The sequence below is a fragment of the Nocardia cyriacigeorgica genome, assembly GCF_005863245.1.
GTDB classification, from domain to species: Bacteria; Actinomycetota; Actinomycetes; order Mycobacteriales; family Mycobacteriaceae; genus Nocardia; species Nocardia cyriacigeorgica_C.
In genome coordinates this window covers 480,874-504,919 of the sequence record NZ_VBUT01000005.1, presented here as the reverse complement: position 1 = coordinate 504,919, position 24,046 = coordinate 480,874, and the positions used below count along the sequence as shown (strand labels likewise).

Sequence of the window (24,046 nt, the reverse complement as noted above, 5' to 3'; positions counted from 1 at the left end):
CCTATGCCGCCTGTACATCGACGTAGACGTCGCCGTCGTCCTCGCCGTAGCTGTCCTCCTCGCCGGTGCGGGGACCGTCTGTGTCACCGTCGGCGGGCAGGGGGGCGGCGAGGTCGAACTCGGTCTTACTGCTGTCGGTGGTGTCGGCGAGTTCGCTGGGGTCGGTGGTGATCAGCGCATGTTCCGCAGGCGAGGCCATAGCCGCGAATACGGCGCGGTCGGTGCCGAGGGCGAGAAGTCCTTGGCCGCGGGCAGCCGAGAGCAGGAATTGGCGTTCGCCGTCGGAGAGTTTGAACGCGCCCGCGACCTCGTCGATCGCCTGCGGCGCCTGATGCAGCAAGATCTGGGTGGCCGCGTTGGACACAATCGCTTTGCCCAGATCTGTGCCCAACACGTCGGCGCAGTCCTGAGTTGCGACAGTGAGACCGGCCCAGTACTTGCGGAACGATTTCGCGGCCCGGAACAGGAACTGCGCCCCGGCCGGCTGGCGCATGATCAGCCACGCCTCGTCCACGGTCACCATCCGCGGCCGACGGACGGCCGGGTCAGCGACTCGCCGCCAGGTCGCGTCCAACACGAGCAGCGTGCCGACGGGTTTCAGTTCATCGGGCAGCTCTCGCAAGGAGTAGGTGACCATTGCCGCGTCCGGGCTGACGGTGGTCGGCCCGTCCAACAGTCCAGCGAACGCCCCCTGGCCGACGAACGGAGACAAACCGGCGGCGAGATCGTCGGAGACCGCCGACCCGAGTGCCGTCAACTGCTCACGCAACATGCCCAGCGTCGGTGCAGGCTGCGTCCATGTGGCGGGGTCGTCGGTGATGCCTGCGCTGGTGTAGGTGGCGGTGACCGCGGTGTCCAGGGTGGCACGCTGCGCGGCCGTCTGCTCGCCGAGCAGGACGGCGATGATGGTGTGGCAGAAGAGCTTTCGCCGGTTCAGTGCATCGGAGGGTGCGGTGCGGCGGCCGTCAGGTCGGGTGTGGACCTCCAGATCGAAGGGGTTGAGGCGGATTCCGGGGGCACCGAGGTGGATGTAAGCGCCGCCGACCGCCTCGGTCAAGGTGCGGTATTCGTCTTCGGGGTCGATGATCACCTGCTCGATCCCGCGGAACAGCGACCGCAGGATCTCGGTCTTCACGAAGTAGCTCTTGCCTGCGCCGGAACGGCCGAGCACCACTGCGTTGTGGTTGTCGGCCTCGGCGCCGAACCGGTCGACGAACACGAAACCGGCTGCCGCGTCGCGGCCGTATAGCACGCCCTCCGGGGAGGCCGCGTGTGCCGGATCGCCGACGGGAAGTTGAGGGCTGGAGAACGGGAACGCCGCGGCGAGGGCGTTGGTGTCGAAGGTGCGCCGCAACCGCACTAGGTCCAGGCCCAGGGGCAGCGTGGACACCCAGCCCTGGGTAGTGCGGTAGGACAGGGTGCAGGTGTCGACGAGCAGGCTCGCCGCCAGGGCCCGTACCGCGGCGATTTCGTCGGCGAGCTCGGCTTCCGAGCTGGCGTGTACGGTCAGGTACACCCCGACTCGGAACAGGCGGGCTTCGGCGCGTGCGACACGGGCGGAGAGTTCGGCGGCGTCCTCGGCCGCGACCTCGACCAGCGGGTCGCTGCGCCGTCCGTAACCGGCGTCGTGCAGTCGCGAGGATTCCAGTCGCGCGAGCTGGCGCCGCAACCGCGACGCCGCGGTCACCGGATCCACAGGATCGACATGCACCGCGACATCGAGACGACCGGGGTGCGACAGCAGCGGCGCCAGCCATCCGGCGGTGACTTCCCGCGGGTAGCCGGTGACGGCGAGGGTGGCTACCCACCCGGAGCCGACCTCGAGGTGACGAGCCTCGATCGCCAGCGAATCCGGACCGAATTCTCCTGCGGTAACGGGGGCTCGGCGACCGGCTCCGGGGAAAAGTCCATGCTGTGGAGTGGTGGCCCCGGTGGTGTCGTCAGTCGGTGCGATTTCGCGGTTCGTGTGCTCGCCGCCGCCGGTGGTGGTGATGACGGTGTGCGGGCCGGCGATATCGGCCGAGGATGGTATGAGGCTGCCTGGGTTGCAGGCTCCGGTTACCACTGCGGTGGCCTGGAGATCATCGAGCGGTGTCACGGTGACACCCATGGGCGCGAGCAGGTCGGTGGCCTCGTACACGCGGCGCAGCAACCGTGACTCCGCGGCACGGCGCGCCGCCTCCGACAATTCCCGGCGGGCGCGGCGCCGCCCCGAGGCCAGCCAGCCCAGCATCGCCGCCGGCGATGGCCCACTCAAACTGTCACCGGTGGTGGGAAGGTCGAGGGGTTCACGCCAGACAAGCAGCACTTGCCGGTGCATCAGATCTTCGCTCGCGGCGAGGCCTTCCAGATGGTCGGCGTGTCCGTGTGCGGCAGCGGCCAGCTCCGGCGACATCTGGCCGACCGACTCCCGCAGCCGCGCCAGTTGGCCGGTCAGATCCAGGCGGGTCGAGCGCAGCAGAATCTGCACCGGCTGCCGCAGCGTGTGCAGCCAGCCCCCGAGCTGAGCCATCAGGCTGTCTTGTTCCTCGGGGGTGCGCAAGGCGAGGTTGACCGTCCCGGCCGCGGCGATCACCGCGAGCCCGTCCGAGCCGAGATCGACCACTCCGATGCCGCTGTTACTGGTGATCGACTCGGGCAGCTGTAATTCTCTGGCTGACAGCTGTTGCGGGGCCGGGGGTTTCGGTTGTCGTCCGGCAGCGTGGGTGACCCAGTGCGGCGGGGACGCGATGCCTTCGGGTGCCGACACCAGGCGGCGGGGTCGTAGCCGGTGCCGCAGGGCGGCCAGCAGCAGCCGGTCGGCCGACAAACCGTCGCGGGTGGCCAACACCAGCGCCGCGACCACCGCGCCGACCGGGACCGCGGCGGCGACGAACACCGCGGGCGGAATCACCTCACGTGTCGCGGTCCATACGAGGTAGAGCAGGAGCGCGGTGACGGCGAGTACGGAGAGTTGGCGGGCGGTGAACGGGCCGATCAACCGGTCCGGCCGGTCGACGTCGGCGGGAATACGAACGGGTGTACTCATCGAGTGTTTCCTCCTCGGGGCGAGCGGCGGGCACGGCGGCGCACCGGCAGATCAGGGAGCGGGAGATGCAGCTGGCGGCCCGTTGGTGGTGAGGGCGGAGACGCCACTGGCGGTGGTGGTGGGCTGGTTCGTTCGGTGGGCTGGACCCGGGGGACCGGGAACGGGAGCCGGTACTGGCCGCTGCGCAAGGACCGGTTGCCCTCGTAGGGGTCGGGTGGGTCGAACTCGAACGCCAGCTGCGTGCCCCGGCGAGGCCTCGGCGGGGACGTAGCCGGCGATTGAGGTGGTGGTGTAGACCGTGTGACCGGGGCGGGTCCCGGTGTTGGACGTTGGGCTGGGGAGCGCGTGGCGCCGGGCCGGGCTCGGGTGACCGGGATCGGCAGCGGGTATTGGCCGCGGTGGTTGGCGCGGATCCCTTTGTAGGGGTCCGGTGGGGTGAAATCGAAGGCCAGCTGACGCCCGCGCCGTGTCTTTTGCCCGGTCGCCGCTGGAGGCACGCCGGGCGGTGCGGTGCGTGCCGAAGCAGTGGTGCCCGCGTGCTGTGGTGGTGCCGAGGCCGCCGGAGTCGGCCGGACACGGCGCACTCCTTCCAACGGCAGTATCAGCTGCCCGTCTCTGGTCGCCCGTGTTCGCGCATACGGGTCGCTATCCGCGGCAGTGGGGACAGCGGCCGGACGGGGTCTTTGGAGCCGTGCTGTGGAAGGCCGGGCGGTATGGCCGGGCGTGGCGGCGGCTGGTGTGGGCCGGCGGACCGCGGAGGCGACGGCCTTCTCCCCGCCCTTGAGCAGGCCGAAGGTCTTGTAGGTGACGTAGCCGCGGGCCAGGGACCCGATCATGCTCCGGCCACCACCGGTGCCGATTCTCATGCTCGACAGCAGCCAGAACGGGACCTTGATCAACACCGCCATCAGGGCGAGTCCGATGATCAAGCTCACCAGCCCGTCGGCGTTGGGGCCGAAGAACTCCCAACCGCCGGGAGTGAGGAACACCCGCAGCGCGGTCACCAACACCAGCGACTGCACCACCTGGATCGCCAGGCACGCGGCGAAGGAGCGCCACCACCACCGTGCCAGCGCATCCAGTCCCGGTAGTACGTGGCACATCAACGCCAGCGGGGCGGCGACGACGAGGATGATGGTGATCGCCACCCGGATGACGTAGGTGATGAGCAGGATCACCAGCAGCACCACGAGCGCGACCTCGAGCAGGATGACGAAGATCCCGGGTCCCGCGGCCGGGCTCACCAAACCTCGCACTGCGGTGATGGTGGCGAGCTCGCGTAGGGCGGCGCCGGCGGAATCGGGGTCGAGGCCGTCGCCGGCAACAGCAGTAGCGAGAGCGTTGGCGAAGCGGATCGCCTGCGAGGCGACCAACAGACTCATGGCACCGGCGAGGAACCCGACCACGATCCGCGGCGCCAAATCCTGGACCGAGTACCGGGTTTGCAGGGTTTCGCGGACCATCAACAGCACCCCGGCCGCCATCACCAGCAACCCGTAGATCGCCAGCATCAACTGCCACGACGAATCCCACAATTCACCGACCCGCGGCAAATCACCCGGTTCTGGAGTCGTCAGCAAGGTTTGCGACAGGAGATCCAGCAGCGGGTTGAGCGCGGATTCGACCAGGCGCTGGAAGAACCCGTCGATCGCCTCGGCGACACACGCGGAGATATTGCGGACCCCGCACTCGGAGTCCTCCCCGCCCGACGGCTCGACCGGCGGTGCCGTCGAATCCGGGCTCGTGGGCGACGGTGCCTGCGATGGCCGGGGGACCGGAGTTTCCGGCGCGGCCGGACTGGTGGGCATCGGAGTCGTGGGTGCGGACTGCTCAGGAGAATTCGACGGGGGCGGCGGCCAGTGCGGTGTCGTCGAATCTGGCGGGGGCGGCGGTGTTGTGGGCTGCGCCGCGACGGTTCCGCCGAGTCCGAGCCCGGTCACGAGCAGCAGGACGGTGACGACCAGAACCCGGCGAGTCCAGGTCGACCTGTGGCCTGGTGGTGAGGTGCCGATGGGGTGCAGGGCCGTCATGGTCAGGCACCCACGATCGACTTGAGGACGGCGACGATCACCGGGGCGAGCATCGCCAGCCCGTACCCGATACACGCCGCCCGCAGCGCGGTCTTGGACTTCTCGACCTCTCCCGGATCACCGGAGGCCAGTACGTAGCGGGCGCCACCCACGGTCACGCATACGGTTGCCAGGCCGGCGAGAATGCCGACCAACCAGTTGCGGATGTTGTCGAGCACCTGATCGAACGACTCGGCGATGGCGAGCACCACGACCGGGTCGGCGGCAGCAGCACCTGCGGTCACAACGAGCGCCGCCATCGCCACCGCAAGTGCGATCGCCCAGGCAAATGCCCGCCGGACCGGACCGGGCCGGGTCTGGGTTGAGGGGTTCGCGGACAGAACGTTGGGGATACCGATCATGCGCATCGGCGATTCACCTCCATAGGAGTTGGCGAGTGCACGGGGGCAGCCGATGTCCGCCCGCACTGGCTACTCCCTGATTGCGGGCCTGTTTTGGACTCCGCAGTGTTCGGCAATTCGCGCGATGCACTGATCCGTGCCGCTGTTTGCGGTGCGGCGGCTGAGGTCGTTCGTGACCGATCCTGCGATCGTTCGGGCGTCCGGTGCTCGGTGGCGGCGATCTCGGATCCGAGCGGGGACAGGGTGTAGCGCCATGGCGGCACGCCCCGCAGACCCGGGCTTGAGTGGGTCCTGACTCGGGTCAGCACGCCACGGCGGGCCAGGGCGGTCAACCGTTTGCGGGCGGTGTCGACGCTGGGGAACAACCGCTCACCGACTTGGGCGGCGGTCAACCCGCCCACGGTGTCGAGAAGGAGAAGCAACTGCAGATCGCGGTCGGTGAGCTGAAGCTGGGCCAAAAGTCCCGTCGACCGGTGGTCTTCTGTGCAAGCCAGGTCGTGCAGGGCGCGGTGCTCGACGATGCTGGTGCGGGCTGGATCGCTTCCGGCGGTTCGGGCGGTCAGCCACGCCCGGAGGTCGTGTTCGCCGCGTCGGCGTGCCTTATGCAACGCCCAATGCGACGAACCTTCAACTTCTTCGGCGAGTGAGGTCACCGAGCGGCCCTCCAACCGGGTGACGGCGATCAGTTCCGCCACCTGGGGGGTGATCACGTTCTCCGCGACCGCCTCGGCGAGAAGGTCCTCGGGATGCCCTGGCGGTGTGCACATCGCCGGCACGGTTTTGCCCCAGCCGGCATTGAGGTCGGTGCCGATGTCGGGGCCTGGAGCCGGTGCAGCCGCTTCCTGCCGTACCCAGGCCCGGCCGCCACGGAACACTGCCCACCGCAGCCGGAACCACAGAAACGGTCGCTCCACATCGATACGCCTCAGTTCGGTGAAGAACGCGGTCAGTAGGTCGGCTTCAACGTCGGCGCGGTCCTCTCGCCTGCGGGGGCCGAACGTGCTCGCCATCCCGGCCAGCATCGGCACAGCCATCCCCGCGCACACCAGCGCCGCGTCCGAACCCTCGACCCGAGACCGCTTGATCAGCCACACCCAGACCGCATCCACCACCTGGATCGGCAACCCAGGATCCGACAACACCCGCCGTAACTGCCCCCACGTCGTAACTGCCCTACCCAGCCCCGCTACCCGTGCGGCCTCGCGCGGTACAGGGTCGTCGGCGATCCGATCGAACGCCGACCGCACCACCGAAAGCGGCGAACTGTCCCCAGAGGCGCTCTTCTTCGCTGAAATACCGGTATCCGTATTCATGGCTACTCGTTTCCTTTCGTGCGGAGAATCCGACATCGCAAGGACACCGAACGAGCGCCACCAAAACGCGTCGGAAAAGACTCAAAAAAACCTCGGGATGACCTCCGCGCTCTCACTCGAGCCGGATATCGGACACCGGATCCTGGTTAAGTGAACGACCAGTGAAAGCCCCGACTACCAGGGGCTGTGTACGTTCTGTGGCGATCCGGTGGCGCACTACACAACGCGCGAAACACGGAGGAGAACTAGAAACCGAAAAATCTCCCAGCGACGTACCGGCCGATAACTCTCGATATCAGATGCTGCCGCCGCCGTCCTATCTGAATTTCGCGATGGGCCATGTCCAAAAACGGTGAATTCGCAAGGAGTCCACCAGTGCAACCTCCCACGCACTGGATAGGAAAAGGGCACTGCCCATGACCGAACACACTCCCACCCGCCGCCGTCGCACCGGGACCTCGGGCACCCGCCCATCAAGGGCCGAGGTGCCGTCCACCATCTGGGCCACCGGACCCGACCCACTCAACCACCGCGACCCCTGGCCGACAGTGATAGTGACCCGAGCCGTCATAGAATTCTCCCGACCCGGCGACCAGGTACTCGTGCTGACCCCACCAACTTCCACAGCCGGCCGGCGCCGGATCTCGGGCGCTCGGGACGCGCTCACCCCCATCGAGGGACTCGCACGTTCCGGCGCGATCGAACATCTCGGCGACCGCCGCGGCCCGTCCCGCACTTGCACCCAGCGCGAAGCCGACGAGGCCGGTCTCGTGCTGGCCAGCCTGCTGCCACCCGAGGACGTCGCAGTGTCGGTCGTGGACCGGATCGTCACGCGGGCAGCAGCCCGCCTGGCCGCGGGCGGTGTGCTGGCCGTGTTCACTCGCGCCAGCCGCAGCCGGGACGGTGTTCTGTTGGATCCGACCGGCGTCATAGTGGCTGCTGGTCAAGCTGCCGATCTGCTATTCCTTCAGCACATCGCCGCCGTTCCCATCGCCGACGGCGCCATCGTCGCCCCGAGAGTCGACGCTTCCCAGCGCGCGCCCTTGCACGGGATCGCCCACACCGACGTGACCGTTCTCCTGCGCCCCTGAATTTGCTGGCGGCGACCCACCACCTTGTGCAACCACCCCTCTGACTCCGGGTGGAGCTCTGCGCGCCCGAATCCCGAAATGAGGCACGTTCGATGACCGCAATCCGCGAACCCAGAACCGCAGTCCGCACCACCATCAGCGCAAACGGGGCGTCGGTGTGGGCGACTGCGCAAGCCGCGCCCGCTACCCAACGGACGGGCCGCTACCACCCCGACAGCACCAAACACCCCGCGAAAATGCTGCCCGCTATTGCCGCCCACGCCATCGAGGCATACAGCCGGCCCGGGGACCTGATCCTGGACCCGATGTGCGGGATCGGCACCACCCTCGTCGAAGCCCTCCACACCGGCCGCCGCGCCGTCGGCGTCGAATACGAAACCCGCTGGGCCGACCTCGCCCGCACCAACATCGACCTCGCCCGCACCACCGGCAACGATCTGGACGCCGCCGTCTACCAGGGCGACGCCCGCAAGCTCCCCGACCTGCTCCCCGAGGCACTGCGGGGACAAGTGGACCTCGTGATCACCTCACCCCCATACGGCGACTCCACCCACGGCCACGTCCGGGCCAAACCCGGCGAAGGCGTCCACAAATACGACCACCGCTACGGTGCCGTCCTCGACCGCGGCAACCTTGCCAACGTCGGCATCGGCCGACTGCTGTCCGGGTTCACCAAAATCCTCACCGGCGTCGCCGACTACCTCAAACCCGGCGGCCACGTCGTCATCACCGCCCGCCCCTGGCGCCAGCACGCCGAGCTCGTCGACCTACCTACCCACATCACCACCTGTGGCACGCTCGCCGGGCTCACCCCCGTCGAACGCTGCGTCGCACTTCTGGGCCGGCTCGCCGAGGACGGGATCGTGGCCCGCAGCAGCTTCTTCCAGCGCGACTTCATCGTCAAAAACCGCCGCGAAGGACTCCCCGTCCACCTGATCGCTCACGAGGACGTGCTCGTGTTCCAGCGTCGGCAAGCCGTGAGTTCATCGGAACTTCAACGTTTTCCGCGAAACCCCGTCTGGGGACCGGCTGCATTCTGGGAGACGGACGCTTGGATCGGCAAGGAGGCCGGGGATCTGGCGGCGTAAGCATTCTCGAGGGAAGCACGGCAAAGATCGGCCGAACTGGAAGCCGATCCGGGACCGGCCGGGAAGTAGTGGCGGCACCGCCACGCATCAGGGGTTATGCAACTCGGCGGTGCCGCCGCTCGTCGCAGCCATGAGCTGCGGAGCGGACCAGCCAAAGGGGGGGGCGACCGGCCCGGGGTCAGGCTAGCACCGGGTATCGGCGCAGCGCCGCATGGTAGGTAGCTAATCGGCTGCTGCAGACGGGACTTCGATTGGGTGTCCTGGCGGTCACGCGTTTCCCCTTCGTTTCGCGACGGGATGCCGACGCGGCGTCATATGCGCAGTGCGTCGCGCATCCAGGTCAGGAAGGCGGGGTAGTCGACCGTGTTGGACACCTGCATCGGCCGTCCGTGGGGTGTGCGGGACAGACGTGCATCAGGGTGTATTTCGATTCGTTCGGTGCGAAACGTAACGAATGGCAGCCCGAGCGTGGCGCTGAGAGCCAAGGGATGCCCCAACCAGGTCCGGGGTTCACGGACAAGCCATGCGCGCAGGTGGATCGCCAGCAGTTGCGCCCACCCCGGCGCGGTTGGCTGTTCGAACGTCGGAAGGAGTGGGAAACCCGGAGTGATCTGGGTGGCGTCGGAGTCGGTGTGCTCGCCTCGCACCAGACGCGGCGTGTGGAGTGCGCGCAACGCCAGCCCGGCGGAGACGGGATCGACACGGAAGTTGTGCGATACGGGCGTCTTGCCGTGGTGATGGTTGAGTGCCCCACCCAGCTGGGTGACCATCACGCGGTCGGCGATCTCCGGCAGGCGAGAGACAACAGCCGTGATATTGGACATCGGGCCGAGTCCGACCCACCGGATTCGGCGAGTGGTCTCGCAGAGTTCGACGATGGCGGCGATCATGCGATCGAGACCGCGGATACGTTCGAGGAAGTCCTCACTGAATGCTGGGGACCGGTGGTGGTTGTCGAGGAGAAATCGGTCCTCACCTCCTAGATCGAACCCGGCAATGACCCGGACGTCGGTACGGTCGAGCAGGTTCAGGGCGTGGCGGGCCAGCTGGGCGCGGCGGCCATGAGTTTCATCGGCGGTGACCACGACCAGATTCGGCACCACACGCGCCGCGATCGCTAATGCTATGAGGCCTCCTGGGCGCCACCCGATATCGGCATCGAGAATCACCAGGTCGTCGGCTGTCCCGAGGAATGGGGAGGTCCGGTGGCCAGATGCAGGTAGGCCGGGAATGGAAATTTCGAGGCTCCTTGCTTTGTGGGTTGTCGACCCCGGTGGTCATGGGATTGGTGTGCAAGGCAGGCGGAGTGCCCGGTGTGTGACTGCGGTCGTCAGGTCGGTGTAGTTGTCGCGCAGTTCGGCGAGCTGGTACCACGCCTTGTGCACGCTGGGATGAGAAGGCTCGATCGTCATGAGCAGGTGAAACGCGAGCACCTGTGTTTCAGCGAGGCGGTCGATCACCGTTCCCATCGACTCGGGATGCAGCGTCGATGCCGGATGCGGGGGAGGGAGATGGTTCGCGACCCACTCGTCTACCCTGCGGATCAAAGCGTTTCGGTGGCGGCGGTCCGCAGGTTCGTCCAGGTGAAGTTGGCGCCGGTGCATCCGGCCGAATTCACGGGCCAGCCCAGTCAGGGGATGGGCGGAGATACGGTGGCCCCGTACGGCGGATAGCAGTTCCTCGCAGGATGGGAACGGGGTCGTCGCACTCATCGCGGTGACGGTGTACATGGGTTCACCGCCGTACGGACGAATGCGACTGCAGGTGCAGCAGATGACGCGTGGTTGTGAGTACCGCGGTCCGCGACGGCAATGCCCTGGCGTGACTGGGCGGCGATACCCAATACCATTGGGTGAAGCTGTCACTCATCGGGAGCCATACCCGCTGTCCGGACATCATGATCCGTACTCCGGCAGTGTCGAACATATCTCGGGTTGCGCGGCCGAGACTGCGACCTATACCGGGGCCGACCAGGTAGACCCACTCTCGGTCGGGGCGGTGGAAGCTGATGATCGGCGCATGGATCGCGCGCGGTCCGTCGGTGAGTGCGCGGCGTACGTCGGCGCCCAGGGCGGCTGGCATCGCTACCGCTCCGAGTGAGTTGGATGCGATCAACGCGACTCGGTGGAAGATCAGTGACGCGTCGAATCCCATCGCACGATATACATGGGCAACCTCATGCGCGCTGTGGCACTGCTCGAACATTACGCCTCCAGCCGGTGACGGCCGCCGGTATCGACAGAGCGCAACATGTGAGATCGCGACGCCCGCCGCGCCTGCTTCGCTACTCTCCGTCCCCTGGCTGCTCCTGCGCTGAACATGATGACGAGAGCAATCGAAGCCTGCCGATCAGTCAGCGCCCGATGGTTTCTCATGCAGACCACCGCCCTGCCCCGTCACCGAACCGACGAAATGTGCGTCGTGTGGCGACTGCGGTTACTTCGCCGGGTGGGGGCTCTTGGGCCGCCAGGCCGCAGGCTTCGAGAACGGTCAAGCCCAGGTACCTGGCCAGCACGAGGTTGTCGGCGACGGATTCCGCGATCTGCATGGCCGCGGTGGCTTGTTCGGTCGAGAGCGTGCGGCCCGGCAGGAAACTGACTACCCACTGCTGGTCTCCGACGCTTCTTGCTTGATGCCCGCACCGGTCGCTGACCATCAGTGTCCGGTCGATGACTTGTATCGGCATGACTTCTCCCTGTCTGACACATGTGATCCGAACTAGTCGGATGTAGTGGCCGATGTCATGTCTGACGGTAGCTCTGACAAGTTGTCAGCACAACTGCCAGACCGGTATTTCAGGCGAGGGGTAGGATCGCTTCGACCCCAGGGAAGGAGCTGACGCGTGAAGTCACCGACGGTCGCCCGTTGGGAGTTGCTGCTTCGGATCAACCAGTGGAAGACCGCGCAGCAGATCGACGTCAAGACCGCCGCCAAGGCGCTGGGTATCACCACCAATCACTGGCACCAGCTCATGAGCGACCGGCGCGCCCTGACCGACGACAACTTCCACGCGCTCCTGAAACTGTTCGGCATCGCCGCTGCGGACAATGAGGAACGGCAACTACTCGAAGCCCTCCGTGCCGATGCCCGCGAGCGCGGCTGGTGGATGGATTACTCCGCCCTCTTCGACACCGAGACCCTCAGATTGTTCGGCCTCGAACATGGCGCGAAGGCCATTCAGAGTTATGAAGGGTTGATAGTCCCGGGTCTGCTACAGACCGTGGACTACGCCCGCGCGATCATGGACTCCGATATCGCCCGAATTCGCCCGGTCGACGCGGACCTGTACATCGACGCCCGGATGAAACGACAAGAACGATTAGCCGGCGAAGACCCACTGGAGCTGACCGCGCTGATTCATGAGGCGGCACTTCACCAGCTCACCGGTAGTCCTGAGGTGGTGGCCGGCCAGTTGCGTCACCTCAACGAGATGGCACGACGCGACACGATCGAGGTCAGAATCGTCCCCTTCACCGCTCCCAGGCGCCCGATCCTGTCGGGATCGCCGTTCCACATCATCCACTTCGCCAGCCCCATGCTGCCGTCCCTGGCATGGCACGAATCGGTCGCCACCCGGGGAATCATCGACGACGCATCCCGAGTCCGCGAACTGCGGATCCTGTTCGACCGCCAACTCGACCTGGCGCTGAGCCCAGAGGACTCCGCGGCCCTGATCCAGCAAGTGGCAGATAGGATAGCCTGATCAGTATGAGCACAGATAGGCCCGTCACCAGCAACAACGGTGATTTCTTCAAGTCGTCGTACTCCAACGACGGCCCCTCGTGCGTCGAGGTCAAGTTCCTTGGTGACTGCGTGCTCATCCGAGACAGCAAACAGAACAGCGACTACGCCGACGCGCCCGACACCCAGCCGACAATCGCGATCCCGACCGCCTGCTGGACCGCTTTTCTCGATCTCGCACTCAGCAGCCGGCCCGGCACAGTTGGCACCGCCGAGGTCAGTGTGAACGCGGATGGTTCCGCCGAGCTGGCCGCCGCCGACACCGCCTCGAGGATTGTCACGCTGCGCTACACCGCTGATGAATGGGAAGCCTTCGGCAAAGGTGTGGCCGATGGCGAATTCCGCCGCCCGTGAGCTGGTTCGCAAGGATGTAGTGGCTCACGAGGCGCATCTCGTTCCCAGTCACCCGGTGATAGTTGCGGTGGCAATGGAATAACCCTTGGAGTCGCGCCACAGTTGGTCCGGATGGGTCATGAACCACTGTTCGATCTCGCTGGTGATGTCGGCGAGGATCTGAACGCGGTGTGGCGAGTCGGGTGCGATACCGCAGAAGGTGAACAGCGCCTCAGCAAAGGCGATCAGCGGTCCGGGTCGGTCGAAAACCAGCGCGTTGTCATGGGTTTCGATCGTCGTGTTGCCGAAGATGTCCTGCATCATGTCGGGCAAGGTGTCGCTGGTTACGGTGCGGTTGATCATTCCGTCCGGCGGGGTGATGCTGTAACTGCTTGCATGCGCGGCGACGAGTTGGTGTGTGCGATGGCAGGTTCGGTCGTGGTTGACGGTGACAGCGACCGTCCCGCCGGGTCGGGTGATCCGCCGGAATTCCGAGAGTGCGACGAGTGGGTCCGCGACGTGGTAGAGCATGTGCCGGGCGGTGCAAATGTCGACCTCGTCGTCCCGTAGCGGTAGATTTCTGGCCTCGCCGTGGAGCGCGGTGACACCGGTGATCGCCGCCGCGGCGGCGACCATGGTGGGTGAGGTATCTACGCCGACGAGACGACCGGTGTGGCCCGTTTCGCGCAGGTGTGCGAGGAAACGTGCGTCGCCGCAGCCGATATCGGCGAGGTCCTCGCTGCCGGTTAGGCCGAGGGCTGCGAGGACTTCGGCGACGGGGTCGTCGGGGTATTCGGAGTGGTGCTGGTGGGTGGCGATGCGGACCTGTAGCGGCGTGAGGTCTGCGTATTCGGTGTCCAGCGAGGGGGTGGTCATCGGTGTCCTGTTGGTTCGGTTACCGGTGGGTGCGGTGGAATGCCCAGGCGTCGGCGACGATGTCGGCGATGTCGGGTTTCTCCGGTTTCCATCCGAGTTCGCTGTGCGCCAAGTCCGATGATGCGTAAAGGACGGCGGGGTCTCCGGGCCGCCGTGGGGCGTTCTCGACGTCGAATTGTGCTCCGGTGACTTCGCGTACGGCCTGTACGACTTGGAGGTTGGAGAAGCCGATACCGTTGCCGAGATTATAGATATTGTGTTCGCCTGGCGCGATTGTGTCGAGTGCCAGCAGATGGGCGCGGGCGAGGTCGGTGATGTGGATGTAGTCGCGGACGCAGGTGCCATCGGCGGTGGGGTAGTCGTCGCCGAACAAGGAGAGTTTGTCGCGGTGGCCGAGTGCGGCGTCGAGGGCGAGGGGGATGAGATGGGTTTCGGGGTCGTGTCGTTCGCCGAGCATGGTGCCGTCGCCGCAGGCGTGGGCGCCGGCGACGTTGAAGTAGCGCAGCGAGGTCGCGCCGAGGGTGCCCGTGCGGGTGTAGGACGCGATGGCGCGGTCGACGGCGAGTTTGGTGTCGCCGTAGGTGTTGACCGGGTTGGTGGGTGAGGTTTCGGTGAGGGGCAGTTCGGTCGGTTCGCCGTAGACGGCGGCGGTGGAGGAGAACACCAGTTTGCCGACCTCGGCGGCGCGCATGGCGTCGAGGAGGGCTAGCGAGGCACGGGTGTTGTTGTCCCAGTGCCATTCCGGATGTGCCATGGATTCGCCGGCGGCGATGAGGCCGGCGAAGTGCAGGACCGCGTCGAAACCGGCCTCAGCGGTGAGGACATCGGCGATGTCGTGGACGCGTAGCCGCGCGAAGACCACGCCGGAGGGGACCTGGCGATCGTCGTTGCGGGAGAGGTCGTCGACGATGACGACCTGGTGGCCGGCGTCGCGTGCCATGCGAGCGACGGTGGCGCCGACATAGCCCGCACCTCCGGTGACCAGCAGTTTCATACAACCTGCACTTTCATCGCCAATAGATGGTCGTGAATGTCCTGCTTGTGGCGGCGGAAGTAGTCTTCCGGGCTGGGCTGTATGTGGGTGCCGTCCCAGCCGGTGTATTCCGCCCACGCACGGTGCTTCACCGTAGCCAATGCCCGCGGGTCGCCTGTGACGAGCCATGCGTCAGCCATTGCCCGCGCCAACTGATGGGCCGCCTGGTGGTGACGGGCGACGATCCGCCCGCTGCTTGTCGTCGCGTACCGGCTGTAGTTGACCGCATCAGCTCGCCGTTGCCCGAATTCGGTATCGAAACGCGTCAGTGCCTCGGCGAGATAGGTCCAGAATCGGCCCGCGTCCATAGGAGGCTGCGACGGGTCACGGCGCCAGCGCAGTTCCGCGCGCATCCGGTCCGCGATCGGCCGCGGCATACGGTCGAAGTCGTGGTGCGCGTAGGCGCCGTCCAGCATCGCGGTGGCGCGCAGGATCTTCATGCACAGCCGGTTGGTCACGAGATGGTGCTGCGCAGTGTTTTCGCCGTTGAGCCACGGGCCGTGTAGCCCGCACCAGAAATATGCTTGCGTGTAGTAGAGCAGGATCTCGTAGGCGTCGCGGGCATCCAGCTCGACAGGGGTATGGCCTGGGAGACCGGTGTCGGTGAGTGCTATACCGAGGTTCTTGAAGTCGTAGCCGAGCGAGGTTTGGACGCGGCGGTAGCCGGACAGCGGAAGAACCATGAGATCGACAGTCGAAAAGTATTGTTCGGCCATCTCGACCAGCTCCGCTACCGGCATCGATGGCCGCTGTCCGGAGTGGACGTACAGGAAATCGATATCGGAGACCAGCACATGCTGCTGGTCGTGCCGCACGAATGTCGGCTCGCCGCGGGCGAGGGAACCACCGACGATCAGCCAGTCGTCCGGCGGTACGCGGTGGCCGATCGACAGGAGGCGGTCCGCGATGTCGGTCGCCGCATCGTCGAGTTCGGCGTAATCGGGAAGGCGCCGCACAATGCTGTGCCGTATAGCAGTGGCCAGCATGATCAGTCCTCCGGCTCGATAACGGGCAAGGACCGTACTGCCGAGGCTGTGACCGGCTTCTCGTCGTCTTTGTGGACGATGACGAGTGGGCAGTACTTGCCGCAGATCGTGCACGGTGCGCCGTCTTTGAGTCCTTCGCGGATGAACGCCTGGTCTGCCAGGTCCGGGTACAGCGCGAGCTCGGCCTGTTCGGCCCAGGAATTGCGGCGCCGGGACTGCCCCATCGCGCGCTGCCTGGTGGTCTCGGACTCCTTTCCGCGAGCCAACTCCAATGCAGTGATCGCGACCCGTGCGAACCGGATGGCTTCGGCGGTATCAGGTGCGGTCGGCATCGCGTAATGCTCGTTATGGGTGATGGAGGCGAACATGTCCCCGCCCCACTGGCCGGCGGCGAGGATACCGAGGGTATTGACGACTTGGTCGAGCGTGACGGCATTGTCGATCACCATGGGCCCGGCCAGCCAGAGCGGCGCACCGCCCAGGGCCTCCTTGTAGGCGGGGATGAGCTCGGGGATCAGATGGAGTGGGATGTGCCCACCGCTTTCACACAGCACCTGCACGCCGCCGCGCAGTATCTCGGCGCGTAGCTGGGCCAGCAGCCGCAGCTCCATCCACTTCAGTTCATCGTTGGCGGCGTCCGCAGTACAGGCAGACCGGAAGATGTCGCCGAGGTCGAGTACGACCTCGCGGCGTCGGCAGATCTCGATGATGCCGTCGAGGTGCTCGATCAAGGGGTTGTCGCAGTGCTGTATCCGCATGTAGCGGTCGATCAGTCCGCCGCCGCGCGAGGTGGTGGGCACGATTCGGGTCGATTTCTTCATCGCCTCGGATATCGCCGGGGTGATACCCATATGGACAAGCACGTAGTCGACCCCGGTTGCCAATCCTGCCTCGAATCGTTCGAGGAATTCCGCACGGCTCATGCGCCGGCGGGGGTCGGTGAACAGGTCATAGGTCAGGCAAGCCCCGAGTGGAACGCCCATGATCTCTTTGAGGTCGGTGCGTAGAGCGACACCCTCCGGGTTGGTCGTGAGGTCCATGACGGCATCGGGGCGTGCGGCGAGGATGACGCTCATCGTGTCGACGATGGCGTGCCGATCGGTGTCACGCGGCCCCAGCCCGATCAGGCCGCTGATCTTGGGCCTGGTGCCGGTGCCGACAAGGAGGGGTTTGAAGTTCTCCATATGCTTGCTGGCTTCGGACCGGAGAAAGACCATCGTGCCGTTGGCTACCGAGCGGGCGGCTTCGGCCGGGTTGATTCCTTCCTCTCGGCACGTTTCAGCGAACTGGGAATCTGTTTCCGGTGTGAGCATTACGGGCTCACCTCTCACTCGAATGGACCTCCTCGCCTCGGGTGAGGTCGGTGCCGGAAATGGTCAGCAGGTCACGACGCTCGGCCGTCGGCGACGAGGAGTCGCGTACTCGTGACCAGCGTCGTTGGTGAGACCGAAAGTAGACACCGCGGTCCTGTCCTAGTTCTGCTGTAGTTCTGCGTAGCGGTGTTACGCGGCAGCGTCGCCTGACCTGGCGTTGGCCCGCTTCATGGATTGCAGTCGGTCGCCAGGCCCTGGCGTGCGATTCCTGAACAAGGATGAGCGGCCGGTGTCAATGCAGGGGCCAACGAGGCGAATCGGATACGGGAGAGCCTATTCCAGGGAAAGCGCGTAGACAGCTCGATCTCGGCCTGGGCCTTTGAAGTCGTTGGTGACGGAGACCCCATCGATCTCCCTGTCGCCCTCGAGGTTCTCGAACCCTAGTGCGATCCAACTGGAGTGTGCTGCGCGGTTTTCGGGTTCAGACGTCAAGTACAGTCGCGTGCAACCCCATCCCGCAGCTCGCGATCGCACTGCGCCGAGAAGCGTTCGTGCGATGTTGCGGCGGCGGTAGTGCGGATGAACCATTACGTCCTGTACGTACACGTCGGCGGGTTCGTCCTGGCTTCGGAAGGCGATGACTGCGCCGGCGAGTGTGTTCTCCTCGTCGACTGCCACGGGGCAGGTGGTGGAAAACAGCGTCGCATACAGCCAGTAGTCCGACAGGGTGCGCGCGCTGATGTAGGGCTCCCCGAGCTGCATGAGCTGTCGGACTTCGCCGATGTGTTCTGGCTGCAGCGGCGTGATGATCACGAATGCTCCTTGGCGCGGATCTTACGGGCAAGGGTGGCCAGCTGGCCGGCAGTATCGGCCGGTGCTACGGCGTCGGCAATGCTGCGACCGATTATGGCTATGTCCCATTCGTCACTACTCAGTGCGTCGTCGCCGGGGCTGAAGCCGCCGGAGACCGCGACGGGCAGTTGGCTGTATCTGCGGACCGCGGCGGCGGTGGCCAGGGGGTGATTGCTGCCGACACCGAGGTCGATATTGGTGGTGACTACGAAACCGTCGATGCCGGTGCGTTCCATATCGCGCAGCCAGGCGGGCGTGGCGTGCTCGGGTGTGGCATCGAGGGTGAGTGCAACACCGAGGCGCCGGGCTGCTGCGACCGCGGTAGAAACACTGGCCATCGATGCAGGACCGATCAAGAGGATGACATCAGCGCCGGCTTCAGCGGCGAGTTCGACCTGGTCCCGGCCCCAGTCTGCGGACATCATCTCAGCTACGACGGCGGTGTCCGGCGCGCACTGCTTGATCGCTTCGATTGCCGCGATGCCCTCCCGTTTGATCAGCGGGTCACCGACCTCGATAAAATCTACGTCGGCCTCGACGGCCACGTAGGCTATCTCGGTTGCCCGGTCGAGCGAATGAACATCGAGGGCCACCTGGAGCGAGCGCCTGCCGCGGCGCCGTCGATACCACTCCTGGATGCTGGGTGTTCCGGACTCATGTCGCCGTCGGACCGCTTCGGCTTCGCGCGCCACGAGCCAATGAGAGGACTCCTGACCACAGCGGACCAGGGCTTGCTCACGTTCGGGTGGCAATGTGATCCAGCCGGACCGAACTTCTTTGAGAAGCCCGATCAGACCGGTGTTTTCCCGGACTTGTAGATCCCGAGTGGTTGTGCCGCTGAGCATATGTATTCGGGTGATGAGCTTCGCTACGTGCACGGGGGGTCTGAGCCAGCTCTTATCAGTGGAGATGATGGCGAGGACTTGGTCCGTGAACGCTGGATCAGGCACCGGGTTCTGTCGCGCCGCGGTGATCGACTGGAGTGCTTGCTCGCGCACATGCCAGTTGTTGTCGGTGAGCATTAACCGAAGGACACGCTGGCAAGCGGCGGTGTCGAGGGCGCTGATCGCCCTGGCGAGGCCTGCTCGCACTTTGTAGTCGTAATCACCTGCGAGTTGCTCGATGAGGGAGTTCACCTGTGGAGGGCTGAGCGTGCCGCGTCCTGGCAATGATTCGGCGAGGGCCGCGCGTACACGCCAGTCGAGATTACGAACGAGTTGCTGCAGTAGATCGAATGGGTCGTGGCCCGCATTCGTGAACAGGTCGAAGTAGCGGGCGAGGAAGGCCGCTTCAGCAGGGCTGTCGAGGTCGATGCAGCTGACGATTCGAGTGCTGATCTCTACATTAAGGGCATCCTCGACATGTTTGGCGATGGAAGGCCAGAGCTGCGAGCCGTGAGTGCGTAGTTGTTCGACCACCCAGGGCGCGTGCTGATCGCCGAGGATTTCCGGGAGGTTCGGTGTGGCCAGCACCGCTTTGGTCAGTGCCTGCGACTGTGTACAGCGGTGGGCGGAGGAACGAATAGCATCTTCTGCCAGTACGCCGTTGGTTGCCATGGTTTCGAGCAACATCGGGAGCGCTACGTCCATCGTGATCGATGGCGCCAAGGCGATCACCTCGATGAGGTGGTGCGCGCGGGAATCGAGTGCACACACCACAAAATCGAACACATTGCGCGCCGCGGCGGACTGCGATGCGCGAACGGCCAGTTCGTTGAATGCGATGACGGTCGCGGCAGACCTCCCGGTCTCTGCTAACCGGTCCGAAATCCAGGTAGCAAGGAAGTAAGCACGGAAGATGTCGTGGGCGAAACGCGCACCTCCGTCGGAGGCCCGCTCCACGAAAAGAGGAGTCGGCTGCGGGGGCTCGGCGCGGTAATTGGTCTTCTGTGAAGGGGTGGTCAGAGACGGCGGAATCGCGTTCGGATCCAGTGCACGGGCTACCTGTATGAGGCTCTCGATGGTTGGCTCGATGGGTTGGGCGTTGCGGCCGAGAATAGTCCGCACGCAATGGTCGACAAGGCGAAACCCATTCGCCGGACCATTGCGAATTCCCTCCTGGAGGGGTTCTCCGGCGCTGTGAAGCAACTGCGAATACAGCGGGATAGATGCCAGGGATTGCAGCGGCCCCGGTAGGCGCGAGAACGGTATTTGGCTGTTGCGGCGCGTGCCGTCCCACCATTCGCGTGTCTCGGTCATCGTCCAGGGTGCAAGTGTGTACGAAGCCGTTGGTGACGCACTGATCTGTCTGAATGTAGAGGCCGCCAGGATCGGAAAAGGGGAGAGGTCGAGCTCGGGCGGTGTCCGGACGACGAGGACAAACCGAAGGTGATGGGAGTCTGTTTGGCGCAATATGCCATCGACTTGCCGACCGACGAAGGAAAGATGCTCCTCCGACGAAATGCCATCGATAACAACAACGCACGGAGATGCGAGCGCGCCTACGACACGCTCCAGAGTGAGTAACGCATCATCACCGCTCGATAACGAGGAATACCGCAGAACTTCGGTAGCCAGATCCGTAGTGGGCAGAACCCACGTCTGGCAAAGGTGAAGTTGGAAATCCACCGTTTCCCGGCATTCGCGGACCAAGTGTTGAGAGAGGCAGGTCTTTCCGCTACCCACACCGCCCGCGATGACGAATACCCTTGCCGTTGAGGCGAGGAACTGGCGAAACCTCCCGACTGCTGCATCATCGACCCGATACGGTACCTCCATGAGGACCGGCGTCGCTGTATCGAGGAGAGCCGCCGTTCGCCGCCTGGACCGGAGTCCGAAGTCAGGCCCGCTGGTCGCTGACTGATTCGGAATCGGTCCTGTTCCAAGGGGAGTGTCTTCCGCTTCGTGCTGAAGGATGAACTCGAACCTGGCTACTACGTCCGGGCCAGATCGGGCGAGTTCAGTATCGAGAATCTGCTGAGTCTCATACCGTAGCTTGGCTTCGATTCCGCGCCGTTCCCAGTTGGAGACCGCTGCATCGTTCACACCCAGGTGAGCAGCGAACTCGCGAACGCTCATCCTTGTGGCCTCACGCAAGGCGCGGGCTTCGTATCCCGTCCAGCGGGCCACCACTGACGCCATAGGCCCCGTTCATCCCCCTTATCGGTCGCCATCGAGACTGTCCGTCGAAACTCGGTCGAACACGAGAGTAGGACAAGTCTAGGGCAGCGGCTCATGTTCGCGAATCCTGTGCTCTGCCAGCCTGAATCTGCCTCAGCCGAACGTCGAACACCACAGCATTCCAGCCCTCCCGACGACGGCGGCGCCACGTGTACCGCAGGGGGACACGTGCATTCGATTTCTATGTATCCCTTGGAGTGTTTGTGAAGAGGTCTCTTGCCCGTCCAGCACAGACCCCATCCGGAGAATCGGGGACTGCGCAGGGCTCGCCGATGGCGCCGGACGGCCGGGCGGTGCCGCTATGGGGTGCGGCGTTCGCTGCCGATCCGGACCGCTTCTACCAGCAGACGCGGAAGCAGTTCGGACCGTTGGTCCCGGTCACGCTGGCCGATGATGTGCCGGTCACGTTGGTGACGGGCTACGGCAAGGCATTGGAGGTCCTGCGCGATGAGTTCTACTCCGCCGACCCGCGGGTCTGGCAGAAAGGTGTGCCAGGTGAATGTCCGGTGCGTCCGGGCTTGGAGTGGCGGCCGACCGCGGCACGCAGCTCTGGCGCCGATCATGACCGGTACCGGCGCGTGGTCGTCGATGTTCTGAGCGGGGTGAACCTGCACATGGTGCAGGCCCAGGTGGAACGCGTCGCGGTCGGCCTGATCAACCTGTTTTGTGACCGCGGGCAGGCTGATCTGCGCTCCGAATACGGTGTGCCGCTGGTGTACACGGCGCTGGGCCAGATCGCCGGGGTGCCCGAGGACGCGAATGCGCAGCTGTATCAGGCAGTGACCGAGCACCTGACCGCAGATGATGCCCAGGTCGCAGTGCAGGGATACGACCTGGCCACGGCGGTGCTGGCCGAGGTGGTGCGTCAGAAGAAGGCCGCACCGGCCGAGGACATAGCGACATGGCTTATGCAGCATCCGGCCGGCTTGACCGACGACGAGGTCGTACACCAGTTGGCGGAGTTCTACCTCTCCGGGGCTGAGCCGACCGTGTCGTTGCTGGTGAATACGTTGCGGCTGTTCCTCACCGACGACCGCTTTACCGGTGATGTCCTCGGCGGGGCGCTCGGGGCCCGCGAAGCGGTCGAGGAGACGTTGTTCCTCGACCCGCCGGTGGCGAACGGATGCGTGCGGTATCCGACCGCGCCACGGCTGGACGGAGTGTGGCTGCCTGCGCATCAACCGGTGGTCATCGGCATTCGAGCGGCCAACGCGGATCCGGCCATTCAGGCCGCCGAACGCCACGGTAACCGCGCGCATCTGGCGTGGGGCGCGGGCGCACATCAATGCCCGTCCAGTGTTCTCGCGCTGCTCATCGCCACTACCGGACTCGAACAGCTGCTTGATGCGCTGCCGGTGATGAAGCTGGCGATTCCCGCCGAGCAGCTCAGTTGGTTTCCGACCCCGTTCCTGCGTGCGCTTTCCGCGCTTCCCGCGACGTTCCTCCCCGCGCCGCCGCTGCACCTTTCGTAAGGACCATCCCGTGCAATCCCATTCGCTGCACACCAGTGCACCGCAAATCACCGCCTCTCAGTCGTATCCCTCGATCGAGAGTTTCGGGCCCCGCTACCGCATGTACGACCAGGCGTTCGCCCAAGACCCTCACGCGGTCTACCAGCGGATGCGTGCCGGTGCCAGACCGATGGTGCCGGTGCTGCTGGCCGAGGACGTGCCGGCAACTCTGGTCATCGGCTACGACACGGCGAAACGGGTCCTCAACGACGATGACCGGTTCCCGGCCGACCCGCGGACGTGGCAGAAGACGCTGCCGACCCGGCATCGGTTGCGGCCGATGATGGAATGGCGCCCCAACACGCTCCGCGCGGCCGGCGACGAGCACGGCCGATACCGGAAAGCGCTGAATCGCGGATTGACGGTGGTCGACCTGCACTACGTGCGCGCGGCCGCCGAACGCACAGCGATCTCGCTGATCAACAGCTTCTGCCGGGACGCGAGCGCGGACCTGGTCAGTCAGTACTTCTCGCCTCTCTTCACGTCCGTCCTGACCAGCGACATCATGGGCTGCCCGCCCGAGTTGCTCGGCGATGTCCTGACCGCGACCGCGGCGATGTTCGACACCGACGCCACCGTCGATGTCGAGGCGATGCTGGGCAGTGCGCTCGGCGCGCTCATGGCCTCGAAAAACGGGTGCCCGGCGCACACCGATGTCACGGCCAATCTCGTGCACACCGCCACCGACCTGGCGCACGAGGAGAAACTGCACCAGCTGGTGACGCTGCTGACCGCAGGTATCGAGGTGCCGCGTAACCACGCCGCCAACACGACCCTGCTGATGCTCACCAACGACCGCTACCGCCACAACGAGGCAGGCTTCGCCCCACCGGTCGAGGACGCGATGGTCGAAAACCTGACCACCGACCCGCCGATGGCGAACTACGCCCCCCGCTATCCCCGGGCCCGCACCCTGCTCGACGGTATATGGCTGCCCGCGCACCAGCCCGTGCTGATCAGCATGGCCGCCTGCAACAACGATCCCACAATTCGCCGGACCAACGACAGCGACTGGGATTACGGCGGCGGCAACGGCTGGCACTTGGGCCACGGAGCCGGTCGGCACCGCTGCCCGGAGATGACCCGCCGATCCTCGGACCTGATAGTCGGCGCGGCCATCGGCCAACTCTTCGACGCGTTGCCCGATATGCAGCTGGCCATCCCGCGCGAGCAACTCACCTGGCGCCCGGGGCCCTTCCACCGTTCACTCACCGCGCTGCCGGTCGCGTTCCCACCAGCAGAGCCTTTGCTCATCCCGTAGCCGCACGTCCGCCTGTACCTCGGCACCAGTTCGAATGATCCGCTCGATTGAGCACTACCGAAATGAGTTG

The 24,046-nt window shown here is 65.5% G+C and carries 19 protein-coding genes; 7 read left to right on the top strand and 12 right to left on the bottom strand.

The window, feature by feature from the left end; translation table 11 throughout:
* Window position 1 precedes the first annotated feature (1 nt).
* From FEK34_RS15480 to FEK34_RS15465, 4 genes are read right to left on the bottom strand one after another with little or no spacing between them, the layout of a single operon-like run.
* Window positions 2-3,028 carry a PrgI family protein gene (locus tag FEK34_RS15480; RefSeq protein WP_068043509.1) on the bottom strand — a complete coding sequence of 1,009 codons (3,027 nt, stop codon included), beginning with the start codon at window positions 3,026-3,028 and terminating at the stop codon, window positions 2-4.
* Complete coding sequence (locus FEK34_RS15475) at window positions 3,025-5,058, bottom strand: hypothetical protein (protein ID WP_138448541.1); 2,034 nt, start codon at window positions 5,056-5,058, stop codon at window positions 3,025-3,027. Before FEK34_RS15475 ends, FEK34_RS15480 begins: the two co-directional genes overlap by 4 nt.
* 2 nt (window positions 5,059-5,060) lie before the next feature.
* Entirely contained in the window at window positions 5,061-5,465 is a 405-nt protein-coding gene (locus FEK34_RS15470) for a pilin (RefSeq protein WP_245669408.1), read from the bottom strand.
* Entirely contained in the window at window positions 5,456-6,481 is a 1,026-nt protein-coding gene (locus FEK34_RS15465) for a replication-relaxation family protein (protein WP_249359269.1), read from the bottom strand. The genes FEK34_RS15470 and FEK34_RS15465 overlap by 10 nt, the downstream gene beginning before the upstream one ends.
* Here FEK34_RS15465 and FEK34_RS30000 point away from each other — a divergent pair.
* The 3 genes from FEK34_RS30000 to FEK34_RS15455 all read left to right on the top strand — a co-directional run bounded on the left by FEK34_RS30000 (window position 6,459) and on the right by FEK34_RS15455 (window position 8,951).
* On the top strand, window positions 6,459-6,926 hold the full coding sequence (locus FEK34_RS30000) for a hypothetical protein (RefSeq protein ID WP_171048228.1): 468 nt from the start codon (window positions 6,459-6,461) through the stop codon (window positions 6,924-6,926). The genes FEK34_RS15465 and FEK34_RS30000 overlap by 23 nt on opposite strands.
* A 262-nt stretch (window positions 6,927-7,188) precedes the next feature.
* Entirely contained in the window at window positions 7,189-7,863 is a 675-nt protein-coding gene (locus FEK34_RS15460) for a hypothetical protein (RefSeq protein ID WP_138448540.1), read from the top strand.
* A gap of 92 nt (window positions 7,864-7,955) precedes the next feature.
* Entirely contained in the window at window positions 7,956-8,951 is a 996-nt protein-coding gene (locus FEK34_RS15455; RefSeq protein WP_068043503.1) for a TRM11 family SAM-dependent methyltransferase, read from the top strand.
* Between the two features lie 311 nt (window positions 8,952-9,262).
* On the opposite strand, the gene FEK34_RS15450 is transcribed toward FEK34_RS15455, so the two are convergent.
* Entirely contained in the window at window positions 9,263-10,120 is an 858-nt protein-coding gene (locus FEK34_RS15450) for a nucleoside hydrolase (RefSeq protein ID WP_051132900.1), read from the bottom strand.
* 108 nt (window positions 10,121-10,228) lie between these two features.
* Window positions 10,229-10,681 carry a DUF4254 domain-containing protein gene (locus tag FEK34_RS15445; RefSeq protein WP_083874090.1) on the bottom strand — a complete coding sequence of 151 codons (453 nt, stop codon included), beginning with the start codon at window positions 10,679-10,681 and terminating at the stop codon, window positions 10,229-10,231.
* Window positions 10,682-11,793: 1,112 nt separating this feature from the next.
* Here FEK34_RS15445 and FEK34_RS15435 point away from each other — a divergent pair.
* Together FEK34_RS15435 and FEK34_RS15430 are read left to right on the top strand one after the other, a co-directional pair.
* Window positions 11,794-12,654, top strand: coding sequence for a DUF5753 domain-containing protein (locus tag FEK34_RS15435; protein ID WP_040789266.1), 861 nt, complete (start codon window positions 11,794-11,796; stop codon window positions 12,652-12,654).
* 5 nt (window positions 12,655-12,659) lie between these two features.
* Window positions 12,660-13,046, top strand: a complete 387-nt coding sequence (locus tag FEK34_RS15430) for a DUF397 domain-containing protein (protein ID WP_040789268.1) — start codon at window positions 12,660-12,662, stop codon at window positions 13,044-13,046.
* Window positions 13,047-13,094: 48 nt separating this feature from the next.
* Here FEK34_RS15430 and FEK34_RS15425 read toward each other — a convergent pair whose 3' ends face one another.
* The 6 genes from FEK34_RS15425 to FEK34_RS15400 form a co-directional block, all read right to left on the bottom strand.
* On the bottom strand, window positions 13,095-13,901 hold the full coding sequence (locus tag FEK34_RS15425; RefSeq protein ID WP_138448539.1) for a class I SAM-dependent methyltransferase: 807 nt from the start codon (window positions 13,899-13,901) through the stop codon (window positions 13,095-13,097).
* A gap of 19 nt (window positions 13,902-13,920) precedes the next feature.
* Window positions 13,921-14,895 (bottom strand): UDP-glucose 4-epimerase GalE, encoded by a 975-nt coding sequence (gene galE, locus FEK34_RS15420; RefSeq protein ID WP_138448538.1) that lies wholly within the window; start codon window positions 14,893-14,895, stop codon window positions 13,921-13,923.
* Window positions 14,892-15,920: a hypothetical protein gene (locus FEK34_RS15415; RefSeq protein ID WP_138448537.1), complete on the bottom strand. Its 1,029-nt coding sequence runs from the start codon at window positions 15,918-15,920 to the stop codon at window positions 14,892-14,894. The genes galE and FEK34_RS15415 overlap by 4 nt, the downstream gene beginning before the upstream one ends.
* A gap of 2 nt (window positions 15,921-15,922) precedes the next feature.
* A complete protein-coding gene (locus FEK34_RS15410; RefSeq protein ID WP_138448536.1) occupies window positions 15,923-17,233 on the bottom strand; it encodes a phosphomethylpyrimidine synthase ThiC in 1,311 nt (436 codons plus the stop codon).
* 333 nt (window positions 17,234-17,566) lie between these two features.
* Window positions 17,567-18,046 (bottom strand): GNAT family N-acetyltransferase, encoded by a 480-nt coding sequence (locus FEK34_RS15405; RefSeq protein ID WP_040789278.1) that lies wholly within the window; start codon window positions 18,044-18,046, stop codon window positions 17,567-17,569.
* Entirely contained in the window at window positions 18,043-21,102 is a 3,060-nt protein-coding gene (locus FEK34_RS15400) for an orotidine 5'-phosphate decarboxylase / HUMPS family protein (RefSeq protein WP_157224087.1), read from the bottom strand. The genes FEK34_RS15405 and FEK34_RS15400 overlap by 4 nt, the downstream gene beginning before the upstream one ends.
* Before the next feature lie 374 nt (window positions 21,103-21,476).
* Between FEK34_RS15400 and FEK34_RS15395 the strand changes: the two genes are divergently transcribed.
* Window positions 21,477-22,676 (top strand): cytochrome P450, encoded by a 1,200-nt coding sequence (locus FEK34_RS15395; protein ID WP_040789283.1) that lies wholly within the window; start codon window positions 21,477-21,479, stop codon window positions 22,674-22,676.
* Window positions 22,677-22,686: 10 nt separating this feature from the next.
* On the top strand, window positions 22,687-23,976 hold the full coding sequence (locus FEK34_RS15390; protein ID WP_245550822.1) for a cytochrome P450: 1,290 nt from the start codon (window positions 22,687-22,689) through the stop codon (window positions 23,974-23,976).
* The last annotated feature ends 70 nt before the right edge of the window (window positions 23,977-24,046 follow it).